The following is a 17,549-nucleotide window of genomic DNA, read 5'->3' as shown; positions in this document are numbered from 1 at the left end:
GCAATCGCGAGCGGCAATCCGGTCAATCTGGCTTTCCCGTTTCGCGTGCCGGTAGAGGTGACACTCGCAGGATTCAGGTTGGTGGTAACAGATGCCTGCAGGTATAACAGCGGCTCGCGGCATTCACGCCGCGCATACAAGGAGACTGGCGAATGACGATTCCGCATCTATGCCTGCTTATCGTGGCTCTGCTGCCGTTCCCATGGACCCTCCTGGCGAAGACCAGCAAGCGCTACGACAATGGTGCGCCGCGCACTTATCTCGCCGGTCTCGAAGGCTGGCGCGCGCGTGCCCATGCTGCGCATCAGAATGCGTGGGAAGCGCTGGCGATGTTTACCGCCGCGATCGTCGTTGTAGGGCAGGCAGGCGGGTCGAGCCCGTGGATCAACGGGCTGGCGATTACTTTTGTCGTCGCGCGTGTGCTGTATGGCGTGCTGTATGTGGCGAATCTGGCGACGTTGCGCTCGCTGGTATGGTTCGTCGGCGTCGCGTGCGTGGTGTCGTTGTTTTTCGTGCGGTGAACTGAGGTACAGCGAAGCGTGGGGCGAGGCGACGGATGCGTGCGTCGCCGGCTTGCACGATCGGGATGGGCCGCACTGCCCAGGTTTCCGTCGACCAAGGCTGGTGCGCGCAACATATGCGTAAAACGCATCAGTCGAGCAGAAAAATCAATTTGATTCATGTTGCGACGCGGAATAAGATGATCGCCATTCCATTAATTCCGCCTCTGTCGACGCACCATGTCAGTCAAATCAATCACTTCGGAACCACGGCGGCGCGCGCGCAACCCCCTTGTGGCAATGGCCGCGGTCACGTTGCTGACTGGCATTGGCGCCGGCCTCGGCGGCATGTTGCTCGCCTTGCTATTGCACGCCATTCAGCACCTCGCCTATGGCTACAGCGTGACGCACGTGATCAGCAGCGAGAGTTTTCTGCAAGGCGTCACCGATGCCGCGCCGGAGCGTCGCGTGCTCGTCCTGACGATCTGCGGCTTGGTGGCGGGTCTTGGCTGGTGGTTGCTGTATCGCTTCGGGCGGCCGCTCGTGAGCATTCGTCAGGCCGTCAAATCCGACGATCCGCGCATGCCCGTGCTGAGCACTGTTGTCCATGCGTTGCTGCAGATTGTGACGGTGGCGTTGGGTTCGCCGCTTGGGCGCGAAGTCGCACCACGCGAGATCGGCTCAGTGCTGGCCGGGTGGCTGTCGCACCGCGCGGGCTTATCGGTCGAGCAGAGCCGGATCATGGTCGCATGTGGCGCCGGCGCGGGTCTGGCCGCGGTCTACAACGTGCCGCTCGGCGGCGCGGTGTTCGTGCTCGAGGTCCTGTTGGGAACGTTCGGCTGGAAAGCAGCGGTGCCTGCCGTGGTGACATCAGCAGTGGCGGCGCTGGTCGCGCAATTCGGTCTGGGCAACGAGCATCAGTATTTGGTGCCGTCGCTGACGATGAGCACATCGCTGGTGGTGTGGTCCGTGGTGTGCGGGCCGATTTTCGGCGCTGCGGCATGGGGCTTCACGGAGATCACAAAGCGCGCGCGTGCACAGGCGCCGAAGGATTGGCGTTTGCCGGTGTTGTCGCTGCTGAACTTCGCAATCATCGGTGTCCTGGCGATGCACTTTCCGCAATTGCTCGGCAATGGCAAAGGTCCCGCAGGACTGGCGTTCGATGGCGGCTTGACGATGAGCCTCGCGGCCATGTTGCTGGTGCTGAAGGTCGTGATCACCGCGAGTAGTTTGCGCGCGGGCGCGGAGGGCGGACTGCTGACGCCTGGGCTTGCGAACGGCGCGCTGTTGGCCATCGTGCTCGGCGGGGCCTGGAGCCTGTTCTGGCCGGGGGCTTCTATGGGTGCTTTTGCCGTTGTCGGTGCGACGGCGTTTCTGGCTGCCTCGATGCAGATGCCGATAACTGCTGTGGTTCTCGTCTTTGAATTTACCCGGGTGAGCCACGACTTTCTGATCCCGGTATTGTTCGCCGCCGGCGGCGCTGCGTTGAGTTTTCAGGCATGCGCGAAGTGGGTGCCGGCGATGCAGTTTGGCTTTGGTGCTAGCTGGAGTGGGGCGGGCAAGGCTCAATAGATTTTTTTGCCTTTGCTGGACAGCCGAAAACAAAACACCCCGTGGAGCCTTAAGGCTTAACGGGGTGTTTTGTTTCATTTGAATACGGTGTCAGCGTACCGGTCTTTCCGAACCGGTCCAGCGTGACCACTCCGACGATTCCGCGAACCTGCCTCGCCTCACGGATAGTCCGTCAAGGGGGGCGCCGCGCGCTGCATGGCATCGTCAGCGTGAGCGCATGGCGCGAAGTATGGTTGGATCGTCCGACGCGTCGTCATACATCGATCCGAAATCTGCGCTCTGCCTGGCACGCTTCAGAACTTCGCCCGGATGCCGACGCCCAGCGTGTCGCCGGTCGATTGTCCGGTCAGGTGGTCGGACAGATAAGCGGCGTATATGTCAGTACGCTTTGACAGCGGATAGTCATAACCGACGGCCCACGTCTTGCGCACCACGCCGTCGGCCGGACCGTTGCTCTTCGAGTAGGCGTACGAACCAAGAATCGAGCCGGCGCCGAGTGGAATCGAAAAACCGGCCTGTCCTCTGTTGACGAGGATGGTGCCGTTGCTCGTCTGGTCATCGGTGCGCAGATATTGCGCGTATAGCTTGACGATCCGGAAATCATAGGTTGCAGCGAGCTCGCTTGTGCTCTGGCTAGTCAGACCCGCCACGCCGGGAAGCGCGGTGCCGATGTCGCCGGCGGCAAAGCTGTAGTTTTCGTACTGATAGACGCCCGTTGCCGCGAACGGTCCATGAAAGTACAGGAACTGGGCGCTCCATTTACGTTGCCCCGCAGCGCCCGCTGAATTGCCGAACGAATACATCGCTGCGCCGGAGAGCCCGCCAAAGCGCGGCGTGCTGTACTGGACTGCATTGTTCCAGCCTGTATCGCCGATTACACCCTGACCGCCCTGGCCCAGATAGGTCTGCAGCACTACGGGCGAAAACGTAAATGAATCGACAAAGGGATTGAACAGGATTGTCGAAATGAAGAGGTTGGTGCTCTGGCGCCCCGCAGTGAATGTGCCATATGGCGATTCAATGCCGACGTACGCGTTCCGCGAGAAGAAGACGTCATTCGGAAAACGGCCGATCTGCCCGTTTTGCGGCTGGAAGAAGCTTTCCAGCGTGAAGATCGCCTTCATGCCCGCACCGAGATCCTCCGCGCCCTTCATGCCGAAATAGGATGTGGATAAGCCGCCGCTTGATTCCTGCCACGCCGTTCGACCGCCGATGGACTTCGTCGCGCCGGCAAAAACATCGATCTGCCCGTACAGGCTGACGCTGGTTTGTGCAAGGCATGGGCTGCCGAGCATGGCGCAGGCAACCCACAACGGGTAGGCCTTTTTGCCTCCTGGAATATACATGTCTCCTCCTTTTATGTAATTAGGTATTCAAAATGATAAATGTCAGTGAAAAGGGCTTGCGGAGCACAATCACCAGGCGCCAGGTTATGCCTTGTTGCGCCGGTTTTCTTCTGTCAGGCGGCGTCCGTCTGAATCTGGCCCACGATGCCGCGGCGCCGCGAGGGTGTCGGCGCAATCAGTCCGAAGACGGTAAAGACAATCGATACGATGCCGAGGTAGGGCAGGCCCACGTCAAACCCGTAGCTGGCAACAATGCGGCCGAATCCCAGCGGTACTGCAAAGCCTCCAATCGCCGCCAGCGAAAGCATCAGGCCGGAGGCCGCGGGCACGTCATGCAGGGGGATGCGGTCGGGATACATCGCCGGCACGCTGAACCACGGTGTGAGTCCGATCATGGTGATCAGCCCGATCGCTGCGGCAGCAAGATGCAACGCTCCGCCATCGAGGCGAGGCAGCATCAGAGTTATGAGTCCAGTCACGACGAACGCGCCGCAGATAAGCAGCTTGATCCGGCCGAAGCGGTCCGACAGCCAGCCGCCGAGCATCGCGGCCGGAATGCCGCTCAGCAGCAGCAAGGCGCTAATGCGTCCGCCTTCGGTCGGCGAGAAATGCAGGACACGCTCCGCGTAGATGGGCAGGAACTGAGCAAGGGTAAAGAACGCGCCGTACGAGCCGACGATACTCAGTCCCCACCACCAGAGCGCCCCATTGCCCAGCACGCGGCGCACGGCACGCATATCAAGGTGACCGCCGTCGAGTGTCGCCGCAGCCGTGCGTGGGACGATCGGTGCAACGCAGACGAGTAGCAGTACCCCCAGCCCGATGAGCCCGGCGATGACGATAGCGGTATGCCAGCCAACGGCCGCCACGACCATTGCCCACAGGAACAGTCCCGTCGCCGCGCCGAGCGCGAAGGCGACACCGGTTGTCAGTCCGATCGCGAACGACAATTCGCGGTCGCGGAACCAGGCGCTGACGAGTCCTACGACTGCACCCAGACAGCAGGCACCACCGGCGCCCGCGATCACCCGGGTGGCCAGCATCGCTGGATACGACGACACCAGCGCGCCGCCGAGCGATGCGCAAGCTTCAACCGCAATGCCGACGATCAGCGCAGAGCGCATACCGAATCGGGCGGACAACCACCCGCCCGGCAGATGGCAAATGCCGTATCCCCCGACAAACGCTGCGACGAGCGCCGCGACCTGCGGAATCGATAGTCCGTATTCGTGCGCGATCGCCGGAAAGGCTGGAACGACGCAGAACCAGTTGAGTGTGAACTGAAAGACGCCAAGGCAAAGCACCGCAAGTGCAATCCAACGATTGTTCATGATCAGCTTCCTTTATGTTCGCCCGATTGCGCAACGACCCGATTGCGCAACACGCCAATTTTTTCGACTTCAATCTCAATCACATCGCCGTCCTTGATCCACCGGTCCAACTCGAGACCACTGCCGCTGCCCACCGTGCCCGATCCGAGGAATTCGCCAACATGCAAGGTTTCGTCCGCGGACACGTGTTCGATCATTCGTTCGAAGCTATGACGCATATCCTTTGTTGAGCCACGCGACCACTGTTCGCCATTCACGCGTACGGTGACGGCCAGATCATAGGGATCCGCGATTTCATCGACAGTCACGATCCATGGACCCATCGCATTCCCGGTATCGAAGTCCTTGCCCTTGGCCGGGCCGAACGGTCCTTCCATTTCGTGCTCCTGAATATCACGTGCCGAAAAATCATTGAAGATCGTGAAACCGAATATGTGCTGGCGCGCGTTGCGGCTATCGATATCCCGCCCGGTGTGCCCGATATACACCCCCAGTTCTGCTTCATAGTCCAGCAACTTTGCGCGCCGTGGCCAGCGCACGTCGTGCTCATGGCCGATCACATTGAGGCGGTTGGCCTTGTAGTAGATCGGCTGCTCGTAATACACCGGCGGCAGAGCGATGTCTTTGGGTTCGGGCAGGGCGAGGGGATCGTCGCCCCGTCGATTCGCGCGTAGGCGGGCAATGGCTGCCCCGGCCTGTTGCATGTGCAGGTCAAAGGTCGAGAAGTCCCGAATCTGTTCCGGCAGCGGGACGGGCGCGAGGAACCGCACCGAATCGAACGGGTGCACGAATGGCTCGTCACCGTGAGTGCGCGCTATCAACTCGAAGGCCGTGTCCAGCGCGCGCGGGCCGCCGCGCATGAGCGCCAGCATGTCGGCGAAATCGGGCAGGGCGGTGCCGTGATGTGCGAGAAACGCATCGGATAACGCAACGACACGCTGCTGGGCGGACAACACAACGCCGATATGCACAGCATGATCGCGGGTTTCGAATGTGGCGAGTTTCACGAGCGGGGCTCCGTGTCGATGATGGCGACTGCACGCGTAAAGCCGGCGGACGCGCCCTTGATCTTGTAGGGGAAGCAGCAGACGGTGAAGCCGAACGGCGGCAGCAGATCCAGGTTGGTCAGTTTCTCGAGTTGGCCGTAGCCGATCTCCCTGCCTGCCTTGTGGCCTTCCCAGATAATCGATGGATCGCCACTCTTGAGGTAGGCCTCGCGCGTGTAGCGGAATGGCGCATCCCAGCTCCACGCGTCCGTGCCGACCACGCGCACGCCGCGCTCAAGCAGGTAAAGGGTGGCGGCACGTCCCATGCCGCAGCCGCTATCGATGTAGGCGGGCGTGCCGTATGCGCGGGCTGCGGCGGTGTTGACCAGCACGATGTCGCGCGGCTTGAGGACGTGTCCGATGCGGGCCAGTTCCGCCTCGACTTCGTCCGCACGCACGACATGTCCATCCGGCAACGCGCGAAAATCCAGCTTCACGCCGGGCGCCATGCACCAGTCGAGCGGCAGTTCGTCGATGCCGATCGCGCGTTCGCCGCCGTTCATGGTCGACGCATAGTGCAGCGGTGCGTCCATGTGGGTGCCACTATGTGTGTGCAGGACCAGGTCTTCGACCGCCCATCCTTCGCCATCGGGCAGTTGGTCCGGCGAAAGACCGGGGAACATCGCGGTGATCTGTTCGGCGCCGCGCTGGTGATCGGTGTACTGGATGCGCGGACGCAAACCCGGCGGATCGGCCGGCACGTCGTTCTCCAGCGCGACCGACAAGTCGATAAAGCGTAGATGCTCAGTGTTCATGGAACGCCTCCTCCTATGGTCTCCATAGTGGATGACCGACGCCCGACTCTCTATCGGTAAATACCATTATTATCGATAAAATGGACTTTATTGACAAAAAGTAGGGTGTAGCGCAGGATGACGCTATCCCTCTCAAGCCTGTGCCGTCCATGGAAATACTCGTCAAGGAAACGCTGACCGAGGCGATTCTCGAGCGTCTCGTCGAAGACATCGTCTCCGGCGTGCTGCCGCCTGAACACAACCTGCGCATCGAACAATTGAAGGAGCAGTACAGCATCGGGGCCTCGCCATTGCGCGAGGCGCTGGCGCGGCTAACGTCCCTTGGTTTCGTGACCAATGAGACGCGCCGTGGCTTTCGGGTTGCGCCGCTGTCGCAAGGGGACCTGGCAGACCTGACCCGGATGCGCCAGCTGATCGAGACAGAGGCGTTGCGTGAAGCGATCGCGGCAGGCAATGCCGACTGGGAGATGGAGATCGCGGGCAGCTTCGCCAAGCTGTCGCTTGCCGTGACGCGCCATTACGATGTGCCGGCAGAGGCGCGGAGCACGATCGAGATGGCGCATAAGAGCTTCCACGCCGCGTTGCTCGGGGCTTGCCGTTCGCGGCGGCTGATGGAGTTGCAGTCCACCTTCTACGATCAGGCGAGCCGCTACCGTCATGTGATTCTCGCCGACGCGCAGGAACTCGATGGGTTCGTCGAGCGGCATGAGGCGCTCATGCGCTCAGTGCTCGGCAGGAACGCGGAGGCGGCGGTTGCGGCGCTGTCAGAGCATCTGGCGATTACGCCTCAGGATGTGTATGGGCCTGGTTCACGGATGTCCAAGCGGTAGCAGCTTGGCTGCACGGATGGACGATCCTGAACAGGCGGGCGTACTCATACCGTGGCCGGACTCACCGAATCGAAAAGCTGATCGAGGTCGTACATGAGCAGGAACACGCACCCGGTCGTGCTGCGGAATCCGCGCTCGACCGTTCCCGCTTCCGCCACGCCGACGCATCCGCGCGCTAGCAGCCGGCCGTTCCAGGTCGCCTCGCCCTCCAGGACATAGATGAACTCCGGGCCCGTGTGAAGGTGGTCGGGAAACGTGGTGCCGGGTGAGAACCTCACGAGCTGGATTGCGCGGCCGTTTGCCTTACCCAGGTTTTTCACTTCGACACCCTTCGCGAGCGTTGACGGTATCCAGGGGACGTCGTTCGAATCGCTCCAGTGAAATTGTGGTCCTGCCGATGGGTCTTGAGTCATGTCGTCTCGCCTTTCCGCCTGCGTATGCACACTTGGGCGCGTTGCGGAGTTAATTGCAACCATGCACAAGCATACGATCTCGGGGACGACCCAGTCCACGTCACACGTGCGACGCTGGAATAAGCCGGTGTACTCCATCGTTTACTCGTCAGGCAACCACGTCCCGGGCGGCAAGCTTCCACGGCTGCCACACCCGCGGCGTGAATTTATGCAAGCACACCGATGTGCTGGGTGACGCCGATGGCATGACGTCGAAAACGTCGGGGATTCATGTGGCCATACATCATGGACAACCTGCTTCGTGTCGGGACATTGCTCGTCTGTCTCGGCTTCACTGCGCCAGTACTCGCGCAAACATATGACGAGTCACCCGTGCCGGTTGACAGCACGAATTGCCGCGCGGTTGTCGGGCAGGCAGAAATCGATGGGACGATGCAGCAGGTCGTCGGGCGTGCTTGCCTGCAAAGTGACGGGACCTGGCAGATTGTGCAAAGCCCGGATGGCAGCGTGCTGTGGTACCCCGTTGCGGCCTATCCCTATCCCGACCCCTGGTGGTGGGGGCCGCCAATATTCATTGGTGCGGGCGTGAGCTTGATCTTTGTCGACCATTTCCATCACTTTCACCACTTCGATCACTTTCATCAGATCGGTCACGACCACTTTACATTCGTCGGGGCGGGCGTTCATCGCGGCCCGTTCACCGGCGGTGGTGTGCGTGATTTCGGTGGTATGAGGGGATTCGGCGGCACGCATGGGTTCGGCGGGACCCACGGATTCGGCGAGGTGCATCGGCACTAGTCGAAAGGTACCTGGAGGCGTTGAACGGTGACACAAGGACCTGAGGTGTCCTGCCGTCTCACATCATGCCGCCCAGGCTTCCCGTGCCGCCCACCCCTGCGCCACTGGTCCCGCTTGTGCCGGTAGCTGGCGATGTCGCAATCGGATGCGCGGCCCCCGTCGTGGCCATGAGTGTGACAGCGCTGGCGTCCGGTTCGCCGTTGGTGTCGATTGCGCCGAGCGCTAAGAGCGCTTCCAGATCACGGTCCTCGCCTGGTTGGCCGACGGTGAATGCGGCGGTCAGAAAATTGGGCGTGGAAAGCGTAACACCGTACTTCTGCTGCAGACCCTGGACGACAGCGGTCTGCGCAGTCAGCACGTCGGTCTGATTCTGCAGCGTCTGCTGAAACTGCGTGTTTGTCGTGAACCTGGCGATGAGCCCACTTTCATTCGTGCCAAGTTGCGCCGCGAGATATGACAGCAGCAAGTCCGTCTCCGGCGTGACGTTGTATGTGCCGCCAGCGAACGCCTCGGAATGCAGCATCGTCCCGCCCAAAGTCGCGGAAATCATGCACGGCGTCACTGCGCCGAGCGTCGCGTGATAGTTTCCGTTCGCATCTGCAGCGACCGACATGGAACCCTGTGCGCAGTCGATGCTAATCGTCGCGTTCGCGAGTGCCTTCCCGGTTGCCGCCGTACCGGCGATCGAAATCATCGACACGCTGCCTGGGCTGCCTCCGCCTCCGCCTCCGCACGCAGCGAACAATGCAGCGGATGCCATTAGCAGATTTGCGTTCGCAAAACGAATGACGTGTTGCTGTTGAATGTTCATCGAAGTCTGCCGTTGGTTCGTACTACCTCTAAACGATTCGGCACGACGTCTATTCCATCCTTTGTGCAGAACCTGATGACGCGAAAGCGTTGTGAACTGGGCTGCCCGAGCCGGGTGGAGGCGTGGTGCCCGAACGATTTCCGGCTCGGACACGGCAAACCGTTAGATTGCCTGATTGGAATATAGCGGTCCCGCCGTACGTTTATTAACGGGTGTCGACGCTGGATGTTTCGAGCCGCTGACGCGCATCACAAGTACCAACGCCAGCCCGTCGGGTGGCACCGACCCTGCTCATGACCGCTGCGCTGCGGCTCGTCGCCACTGGACATCATGTTGAGAAGTTTCAAACGCGCCATGAACGATGATAGCCACCGGATGAGAGGACGTTTTGGCAAGCAGGATTTGCAGCCGCTGTCGGCGTTTTCAGACGATGAACTTTCCGCCACGGAGCGAGTAACCACGCTCGCTCGGCTGGCGGCCGACCCTGGGGCGGTCACGCGCGTGAGCAACTATCGCGCGCAGAAAGCCGCCCTGACCGCACTGTTCGAAGACCCGGGAGACGATGCGCATTGTATTTTGGTGCGCCACCGCACGCCGTGGTGGCGGCAGGCAGGCGTGGCGGCATCGTGCATGGCCGTGGGCGTGGCGCTCGGCTCGTCGCCCGGTTGGGTGTCGGCGAATTTCGCGACCGATCCACCCGTGTTCGCGGAGCGCGCCGACATCGCTTTCGCGGTGTACACGCCTGAGCAACGCCACCCCGTGGAGATAGCGGCGGCGCAACGCGATCAACTGGTCGACTGGCTGTCACGACGCCTTGGTCAGCGGTTGTCGGTGCCTTCGCTTGGGGAGTATGGGTATTCGCTGATTGGTGGTCGCTTGCTGCCCGGCGAGTCCAGTCCCGCCGCGCTATTCATGTATCAGAACACGGCTGGCGCCCGTCTCACGATGTACGTCGCGGCGGTTCCCAAGGACGCGACAGCATTCCGCCTGTTTCGTGACGGCAATCGCAGTACGTTCTATTGGGGCAATCGGGGGACGGGATGTGCGCTGACTGGCCTGGTCTCCACGGTGCAATTGCGATCCATGGCGATCGACGCATGCAGCATGCTTGGGCGCGCGTTCAGGAGCCGGGACACGAGCGACGGTTTGAACCCATGATGCCTCGAGGAACTCGCATTTCCGATCATTCAGCAAGTCGGAACGCGCTGCCTGCTGCGGCTTGGCAGGCAACCGCGCGGACGTTGTTGTGCGCACTCGCACTGACATGCCTGTTTGTCTCAATGAGTGCTTTCGCCCAGGCGATCAACTCCGTCACCCCGGCCCTATCTGGAACATCGGCGGGATGCACCGATGTCGTCACGACGAATACCGTGAGCGTGGACGTCAACCGGTTCCGGTGTCTCACGGCTCGCGAACAGGCGGCGTCGCTTCGGACGTGGATTGAAAACCACTCACTTTTGTCCCTCGCCGACGCCCAAATCCTTACCCTGATGAGTGCGATGAAGCCGGACGCCTTCGTCGAGTACGCGAGGTTCGACATGGTTCGCGATGACGCTTACGAATATCGGATGTTTCGACAGGAGCGTGTATCCGGCAGATGGGCCGAGCGGCCGGATCACATGGTGATCCGATACCAGGACAAGCCGCGAAAAGTCTACGCAAAATGGCTACCTGATGGCGCCCATGCGGGACAGGAGATTCTCTACGACGAAACAAGGGACCCTGATAGCGTCTTCGGCCATCTGGGCGGCTCGCTGCACATTTTCTCGGGCAAGGTCGCCATCAATGGTCCATTCGCGCGCGCGCAGTCCCGCCATAGTGTCCGCGATCTCGGCCTGCAGTTCATCGCGCGCACCGTCGAGCACGACGCCCGCAGCTTTTGTGAAGAGCTTCTTACTGAAAAGCCAAGCCGGGTCGAACTCGTGAGCGTGCACGGCACGCGCATGCTGGCCTGGACATGGACTGCTCCATCAGGACCGCCGGCACACTATGCACAACGAGTGAGACTCTTATTCGATCTTCAGCATCCCTGGCCAAGTGGCGAAGCCGCGTGGGACGAACGCGGCGACCTGGTGGAGATGATCCGTTTCGAGGACGTCGTACCTCATCACTGGAGCGAATCGATTTTCGATCGACGTAATCCCGAATACGGTTTCAACTGACGCAGTGGGTGATGAAACGCCGGTTAGCTGAAGATTTTCAGATGTTCAGCAAGTAGGGTGCTGCCGATTCCGATCAGCACGACATCGCCCGCCATCTCCGCGCGCCGGCCCACGACGTGGCCGATGACACGGCCGGGCATGACACTGATTGTGACCATCGCCATGGTGGATCGACCGATCGCTGGTGCCATCGAAAAGACGTTGATGTCGACAGGGCAGAAAGGGATTAGTGATAATTTGCGCGCTGTAGTGCTCGACCGCGCAAACAACTATTTAACCAGAGTGCCTGGACGAATTCTTTCTCAAATCTCCCGTTTTCATAATTTAGTATACCCCTCCACCCTATTAGACCTATACTCCCCCTCGGTATATCGGAGATCATCAATGAGCCACACCATTCGCGACAAACAGAAGCTGCTCAACCGCGTCCGCCGCATCAAGGGGCAGGTTGAAGCCATCGAGCGGGCGCTCGAGGAAGAGCGGGGGTGCATCGACGTCCTGCAGCAGATAACCAGTTGCCGCGGCGCGATGAACGGCTTGCTGGCCGTGGTGCTCGAGGACCATATCCGCACCCATCTCGTCGATGCGGAAACTCGCGAAGAGCCGGCCGGCAGTGCAACTGATCAGCTCATCGAAGTCGTTCACAGCTATTTCAAGTAGAGCAGAACATGAGTGATTTCAAGAACGCCGCGTTCGGCGCAGGGCACGACCATATCTTTCTTGGCGCCGCCCATGAGCAGAATGAGCGCAGGACGTGGGCGGTCATCGCGCTGTGCAGCGCGATGATGCTGATCGAAATCGTCGGCGGCAGTATGTTCGGGTCGTTGGCGCTTGTTGCTGACGGTCTGCACATGTCAACGCACGCTGGAGCAATGCTGATTGCGGCCCTCGCGTACACCTACGCGCGCAAGCACGCCACTGACTCCCGCTTCGTGTTCGGTACCGGCAAACTGGGTGACCTCGCAGGGTTCACGAGTGCCATCGTGCTGGCGATGATTGCAGTGCTGATTGGCTACGAGGCAGTGTCGCGTTTTCTGTCGCCGGTACCCATTCACTTCGGCGAAGCGATTCCTATCGCGGTGGTCGGCCTGCTGGTCAACCTGGCGAGCGTGTGGCTGCTGAGCGGCGATCATCACGGGCACAGTCACGGCCATAGCCACGGACACGGCCATGGTCACATCGACCATGCGCATGAAGAAGATGCGCAGAAGATTTTCGCGCCGTCCGGTGTGTTTGCCGTTTCTATCTTCGAGGATGGCGTGCCGCCCGTTTTCCGCATTACCCCGGCGACGGAGGGTTCACGATTGGACGCTTCCGCGGTGTCCGTTACGACGGTGCGACCCGATGGGACGCAACAGGTATTCGCGCTGGCGGCCCGTGGCGGCTATCTGGAATCGAAGGAAGACATTCCCGAGCCACACGCGTTCAAGGCCATCGTGCGGATGCCGGGCGGCGAGCACGAAGTCGAATTCGAAGAGCATGAGCACCACGGCGACGCGCATGAGGCAGCAACCCGCGACCATAACATCCGGTCGGCCTACATCCACGTGATGGCCGATGCGGCTGTCACCGTGTTGGCCATTATCGGGCTCTTACTTGCACGCGCATTTGGCTGGCTCTGGATGGACCCGCTCGCCGGTGTCATCGGCGCGCTGGTGATTGCAAACTGGTCCTATGGTCTGATGCGTGACACGGGTGCAATCCTGCTCGATATGAATCCCGACCGGCGCATGGCGGAGAGCGTGCGGAACGCTATTGAGGATCGTGGCGACAAGGTCGTCGACCTGCATGTATGGCGGGTGGGTCCCGGTCACATGAGTGCTGTGGTGTCAGTGGCAACGGGTGAATCCCAACGTGATTCGCGTTTCTATCACGCAGTGCTCGCGCGCTTCAAAGGGCTGTCGCATGTCACCGTTGAAGTGCAACCTTCACACGCGGCGGCCTGATCCATGGCAGTCAAGTCGCCGTGCATCGATGTTTGTACCATCGATGGCAAGACCAAATTGTGCGTTGGGTGTTTTCGTACCCTCGATGAAATTCGGGGTTGGAAGAAGATGACCGATCATCGGCGCCACCAGGTGATTAACGACCGGGTGAGGCGGCAGACCAGGCTGCAGCGGGAAGCCTCGGTGTTGGCCCAGGGTGCTGCAACTTCGAATAACTCAGTCTAGGGGGCGTCGCTATCCGCCGTGAGCTTCCGGCGTGGTGACTTGCTTGCGTAACACACGGTGCGATAGAATCGCGCCTGATCATTGGGGAGTAGCCGCCTCGAACGCCAAGTTCGAGGGCGCATGTCAACATACTTGGCGAGTCGAGAGACCCGCTATGGCGTGCGCAGCCAAGTGCCTGGCAAGACCGATGACACGCATTCCGACCTAACCGGGTCGCCGGAATGCGCGTCATCGCGTTCTTTCAGCGCGGCCTGGGTACAACATCCCATGCAATCCTTCCTCGTCTCGACCAGTGTGGTCGGCCTCGCCGAAATCGGCGACAAGACTCAACTGCTGTCCCTGGTGTTAGCGGCGCGCTATCGCAAGCCTGTTCCCATCATCCTTGGTGTGCTTGCAGCGACCCTTATCAACCATGGCGCTTCGGGGGCACTGGGAGTGTGGCTCGCGAGTATTCTGAGCCCCAACATTCTGAATTGGGCCGTCGTCGTATCATTTGCGGTTATGGCCGTGTGGATTCTCATCCCCGACAAGCTGGACGACGCCGACGCTGTATTGACGAAGAACTCGATGGGCGTCTTCGGCACAACGGCTGTAACGTTCTTTCTCGCCGAGATGGGCGACAAGACTCAAATCGTGACCATCGCGCTTGCTGCGCGCTTTCATGAGTTCTTCGGTGTTGTTGCCGGAACGACGCTGGGCATGATGCTGGCGAACGTGCCGGTCATCTATCTTGGGCATAAGTTTGCCGACCGCCTGCCGACAAAGGCCGTTCACATCCTTGCTGCCATCATCTTTGTCGTACTCGGTGGACTTGCACTGAGAACGGCGCTCTATCCGACCGCACATCCGATGTTTTAGCGCGCCTTGTTTCTCCGGCGCATGCCGCAAAGCAACAGTCTCTCCGCGTTGACCCTGGATCATTCAATCTGTTCGACGCGGGGCATCGATGCGCAGCGATACGCGCTCGCGGCCCGAGGCTGGATAAGGTGGCTGTTGTGGAATGGGTCGAACGCCGATATAGGTTTGCTATCGCGAGCACCTGGTCACTCAATTTGCATAGGTATGACCTATCGCCTATGGTTGATCAAAACAGTTTTAAATGACGGTGCCGGTGTGGCCAAGGCCATGCGGCACGATATAGTCGTGAGCTATCAGTAGCATTGCAAAAATCGCATTCTGTTGATGATCACTCTCACATATATTTTTAGATGCAGCAGGCCTACCGACGCGGACCATCCTGGTCCAATGCATGCCACGACCTCCGTCATCGGACGAAGGCCACGCGTCGGGTGACAGCGGTAGTACGCCAGAAAGAGCCCGCTCTGAGACTTCCCGGCCGCCCGCCGGCACGGGAGCAGCGATGCATCGTAGAAGCCAGTCGCCGTGGAAGAGCAGGTGGTGGGACCATCCCTCAAGGAGATAGCGCATGTCAAACGAAGCAAAGTGCCCGTTCAATCATGCCGCCGGTGGCGGCACGACGAATCGTGACTGGTGGCCGAAGGAGCTAAGACTGGATCTGCTCAGCCAGCACTCCAGCAAGTCCAACCCGCTGGACAACAGCTTCAACTATGCCGAGGCTTTCAGGAGCCTTGATCTCGCTGCGGTGAAGAAGGACCTCGCGGCGCTGATGACCGATTCGCAGGATTGGTGGCCGGCAGACTTCGGTCATTACGGTCCGCTATTCATCCGCATGGCATGGCACAGCGCAGGCACGTACCGTATCGGTGACGGCCGCGGCGGTGCCGGGCGCGGACAGCAGCGTTTCGCGCCGCTCAACAGTTGGCCTGACAACGTCAGCCTCGACAAGGCTCGCCGCCTGCTCTGGCCGATCAAACAGAAGTACGGCCAGAAAATTTCCTGGGCGGACCTGCTGATCCTCACCGGCAATGTCGCGCTCGAGACCATGGGCTTCAAGACCTTCGGCTTCGGCGGCGGTCGCGAGGACACGTGGGAGCCGGATCTCGACGTCTACTGGGGCAACGAAAAGACCTGGCTGGGCGGCGACGTCCGTTATGGCAACGGTGCAGCCGGCAAGCACGAAGGCGTGATCGTGGCCGACGAAGAATTGCACGGCAGCGAGACCAGCCGCGACGACGGCGGGCGTAATCTGGAAAATCCGCTGGGCGCCGTGCAGATGGGCCTGATCTATGTCAACCCGGAAGGTCCCGACGGCAATCCTGACCCGCTCGCCGCGGCCCATGACATCCGAGAAACCTTCGGGCGCATGGCCATGAACGACGAGGAGACGGTCGCGCTGATCGCCGGTGGCCATACCTTTGGCAAGACGCACGGCGCGGGCCCTGCCACTAACGTGGGGCCGGAACCTGAGGCCGCGGGCATCGAGAACCAGGGACTAGGCTGGAAGAACAGCTTCGGCACGGGCAGCGGTCGCGACGCGATCACCAGCGGTCTGGAGGTCACCTGGACCACCACGCCGACAAAATGGGGCAACGGCTTCCTGGAGAACCTGTTCAAGTACGAATGGGAACTGACCAAGAGCCCTGCCGGCGCCAACCAGTGGGTCGGCAAGGATGCCGGCGAAACGATCCCGCATGCTTACGATCCCGCGAAGAAGCAGCGGCCGACGATGCTCACCACTGACCTCTCGCTGCGCCTCGACCCCGTCTACGAGAAGATCTCGCGGCGCTTCCTCGCGAATCCCGACCAGCTCGCCGATGCCTTCGCCCGAGCATGGTTCAAGCTGACCCACCGCGACATGGGACCGCGTGCCCGCTACCTGGGTCCGGAAGTGCCGGCCGAAGAACTGCTCTGGCAGGATCCCATCCCGGCGGTTAACCACCCGCTGGTCGATGCACAGGACATCGCTTCACTCAAACAGAAAATGCTGGCATCGGGGCTGTCCGTTTCGCAACTGGTCTCGACGGCCTGGGCATCGGCATCCACCTTCCGCGGTTCTGACAGGCGTGGTGGCGCCAATGGCGCGCGCATTCGCCTGGCCCCGCAGAAAGATTGGGCGGTCAACCAGCCCGAGCAGTTGGCGAAGGTCCTGAAGGCGCTCGAAGGCATCCAGGGCGAGTTCAACAGCGCACAGTCCGGCGGCAAGAAGGTCTCGCTGGCTGATCTGATCGTGCTGGCCGGCGGCGCCGGCATCGAGCAGGCGGCGAAAAACGCCGGCCGTCAGGTGAGCGTGCCTTTCACGCCGGGCCGCATGGACGCCTCGCAGGAACAGACCGACGTGGAATCCGTCGGGGCCCTCGAACCGATCGCTGATGGCTTCCGGAACTACGTCAAAGGCAAATACGGTGTCTCGCCTGAGGCCTTGTTGATCGACAAGGCGCAATTGCTGACGCTGACCGCCCCCGAGATGACCGCGCTCATCGGAGGCTTGCGCGTGCTGAACGTGGGGACTGGGCAAAACCCGCAAGGCACCTTCACCCGCAAGCCGGAAACGCTGACCAATGACTTCTTCAGCAACCTGCTCGACATGGGTACGGAATGGAAACCGGTGTCGGACGCTCGGGACGTGTTTGAGGGGCGTGACCGCAAGACTGGCGAGGTGAAGTGGACCGGCAGCCGCGTCGATCTGGTGTTCGGTTCGCATGCTCAACTGCGCGCGCTGGGCGAAGTCTATGCAAGCGAGGACGGGCAGGAGAAATTCGTGCGTGACTTCGTCGCTGCCTGGGTCAAGGTGATGGACCTCGACCGGTTCGAACTCGCGTAAGCGGGTGATGGGCTCGGCCCGGTGATGCTTGCCGGGTCGATGCCTTCTCGTACAGGAGTGAGGCGGGCAAAGTTCTCCAGACTCTTTGCTCGTGCAAGCCAGCCCAAAAACAAAAAACCCCGTGAAGCGCTA

Annotated in this window: 18 protein-coding genes and 1 riboswitch; of the genes, 11 read left to right on the top strand and 7 right to left on the bottom strand. The window is 60.9% G+C overall.

Features of this window, described 5'->3' with window-relative positions:
• Positions 1 to 152: 152 nt before the first annotated feature.
• Both PQQ96_RS15020 and PQQ96_RS15015 read left to right on the top strand, forming a co-directional pair.
• Positions 153 to 521: an MAPEG family protein gene (locus tag PQQ96_RS15020; protein WP_408292953.1), complete on the top strand. Its 369-nt coding sequence runs from the start codon at positions 153 to 155 to the stop codon at positions 519 to 521.
• A 219-nt stretch (positions 522 to 740) separates the two neighbouring features.
• Positions 741 to 2,072 (top strand): chloride channel protein, encoded by a 1,332-nt coding sequence (locus tag PQQ96_RS15015; RefSeq protein ID WP_408292950.1) that lies wholly within the window; start codon positions 741 to 743, stop codon positions 2,070 to 2,072.
• Between the two features lie 293 nt (positions 2,073 to 2,365).
• On the opposite strand, the gene PQQ96_RS15010 is transcribed toward PQQ96_RS15015, so the two are convergent.
• The 4 genes from PQQ96_RS15010 to PQQ96_RS14995 all read right to left on the bottom strand — a co-directional run bounded on the left by PQQ96_RS15010 (position 2,366) and on the right by PQQ96_RS14995 (position 6,550).
• On the bottom strand, positions 2,366 to 3,418 hold the full coding sequence (locus PQQ96_RS15010; protein WP_408292947.1) for a porin: 1,053 nt from the start codon (positions 3,416 to 3,418) through the stop codon (positions 2,366 to 2,368).
• Between the two features lie 113 nt (positions 3,419 to 3,531).
• Positions 3,532 to 4,749 (bottom strand): MFS transporter, encoded by a 1,218-nt coding sequence (locus tag PQQ96_RS15005; protein ID WP_408292944.1) that lies wholly within the window; start codon positions 4,747 to 4,749, stop codon positions 3,532 to 3,534.
• 2 nt (positions 4,750 to 4,751) lie between these two features.
• Positions 4,752 to 5,756 (bottom strand): fumarylacetoacetate hydrolase family protein, encoded by a 1,005-nt coding sequence (locus tag PQQ96_RS15000; RefSeq protein ID WP_408292941.1) that lies wholly within the window; start codon positions 5,754 to 5,756, stop codon positions 4,752 to 4,754.
• Positions 5,753 to 6,550 (bottom strand): cyclase family protein, encoded by a 798-nt coding sequence (locus tag PQQ96_RS14995; protein ID WP_408292938.1) that lies wholly within the window; start codon positions 6,548 to 6,550, stop codon positions 5,753 to 5,755. Before PQQ96_RS14995 ends, PQQ96_RS15000 begins: the two co-directional genes overlap by 4 nt.
• Before the next feature lie 149 nt (positions 6,551 to 6,699).
• Between PQQ96_RS14995 and PQQ96_RS14990 the strand changes: the two genes are divergently transcribed.
• Positions 6,700 to 7,380: a GntR family transcriptional regulator gene (locus PQQ96_RS14990; RefSeq protein WP_408292936.1), complete on the top strand. Its 681-nt coding sequence runs from the start codon at positions 6,700 to 6,702 to the stop codon at positions 7,378 to 7,380.
• A 44-nt stretch (positions 7,381 to 7,424) separates the two neighbouring features.
• Here the strand turns inward: PQQ96_RS14990 and PQQ96_RS14985 are convergent, their stop codons facing one another.
• Positions 7,425 to 7,793, bottom strand: a complete 369-nt coding sequence (locus PQQ96_RS14985; RefSeq protein WP_408292935.1) for a cupin domain-containing protein — start codon at positions 7,791 to 7,793, stop codon at positions 7,425 to 7,427.
• Between the two features lie 285 nt (positions 7,794 to 8,078).
• On the opposite strand from PQQ96_RS14985, the gene PQQ96_RS14980 reads away from it, so the two are divergent.
• Positions 8,079 to 8,591, top strand: a complete 513-nt coding sequence (locus PQQ96_RS14980) for a hypothetical protein (RefSeq protein WP_408292933.1) — start codon at positions 8,079 to 8,081, stop codon at positions 8,589 to 8,591.
• A 58-nt stretch (positions 8,592 to 8,649) separates the two neighbouring features.
• Here PQQ96_RS14980 and PQQ96_RS14975 read toward each other — a convergent pair whose 3' ends face one another.
• Complete coding sequence (locus PQQ96_RS14975) at positions 8,650 to 9,402, bottom strand: hypothetical protein (RefSeq protein ID WP_408292930.1); 753 nt, start codon at positions 9,400 to 9,402, stop codon at positions 8,650 to 8,652.
• Positions 9,403 to 9,777: 375 nt separating this feature from the next.
• Between PQQ96_RS14975 and PQQ96_RS14970 the strand changes: the two genes are divergently transcribed.
• Positions 9,778 to 10,560 (top strand): anti-sigma factor family protein, encoded by a 783-nt coding sequence (locus PQQ96_RS14970; protein ID WP_408292927.1) that lies wholly within the window; start codon positions 9,778 to 9,780, stop codon positions 10,558 to 10,560.
• Positions 10,561 to 10,682: 122 nt separating this feature from the next.
• Positions 10,683 to 11,564: a DUF1571 domain-containing protein gene (locus tag PQQ96_RS14965; protein WP_408292924.1), complete on the top strand. Its 882-nt coding sequence runs from the start codon at positions 10,683 to 10,685 to the stop codon at positions 11,562 to 11,564.
• A 23-nt stretch (positions 11,565 to 11,587) separates the two neighbouring features.
• On the opposite strand, the gene PQQ96_RS14960 is transcribed toward PQQ96_RS14965, so the two are convergent.
• Positions 11,588 to 11,833, bottom strand: coding sequence for a manganese efflux pump (locus PQQ96_RS14960; RefSeq protein WP_408292921.1), 246 nt, complete (start codon positions 11,831 to 11,833; stop codon positions 11,588 to 11,590).
• Positions 11,834 to 11,948: 115 nt separating this feature from the next.
• On the opposite strand from PQQ96_RS14960, the gene PQQ96_RS14955 reads away from it, so the two are divergent.
• From PQQ96_RS14955 to katG, 5 genes are all read left to right on the top strand, one after another.
• Complete coding sequence (locus tag PQQ96_RS14955) at positions 11,949 to 12,224, top strand: metal/formaldehyde-sensitive transcriptional repressor (RefSeq protein ID WP_408292918.1); 276 nt, start codon at positions 11,949 to 11,951, stop codon at positions 12,222 to 12,224.
• An 8-nt stretch (positions 12,225 to 12,232) separates the two neighbouring features.
• Positions 12,233 to 13,510, top strand: a complete 1,278-nt coding sequence (gene dmeF / locus PQQ96_RS14950; RefSeq protein ID WP_408292915.1) for a CDF family Co(II)/Ni(II) efflux transporter DmeF — start codon at positions 12,233 to 12,235, stop codon at positions 13,508 to 13,510.
• 3 nt (positions 13,511 to 13,513) lie between these two features.
• On the top strand, positions 13,514 to 13,735 hold the full coding sequence (locus PQQ96_RS14945) for a DUF1289 domain-containing protein (RefSeq protein WP_408292912.1): 222 nt from the start codon (positions 13,514 to 13,516) through the stop codon (positions 13,733 to 13,735).
• Positions 13,736 to 13,806: 71 nt separating this feature from the next.
• Positions 13,807 to 13,989: riboswitch (yybP-ykoY riboswitch) on the top strand.
• A gap of 13 nt (positions 13,990 to 14,002) precedes the next feature.
• Positions 14,003 to 14,593: a TMEM165/GDT1 family protein gene (locus PQQ96_RS14940; RefSeq protein ID WP_408292909.1), complete on the top strand. Its 591-nt coding sequence runs from the start codon at positions 14,003 to 14,005 to the stop codon at positions 14,591 to 14,593.
• Positions 14,594 to 15,161: 568 nt separating this feature from the next.
• Positions 15,162 to 17,417: a catalase/peroxidase HPI gene (gene katG, locus PQQ96_RS14935; protein WP_408292906.1), complete on the top strand. Its 2,256-nt coding sequence runs from the start codon at positions 15,162 to 15,164 to the stop codon at positions 17,415 to 17,417.
• Positions 17,418 to 17,549: the final 132 nt, after the last annotated feature.

The organism is Paraburkholderia sediminicola (genome assembly GCF_046027825.1).
Taxonomy (GTDB): domain Bacteria; phylum Pseudomonadota; class Gammaproteobacteria; order Burkholderiales; family Burkholderiaceae; genus Paraburkholderia; species Paraburkholderia sediminicola_D.
The sequence above is the reverse complement of the archived record's forward strand: the minus strand, read 5'-3'. Positions and strand labels throughout refer to the sequence as shown.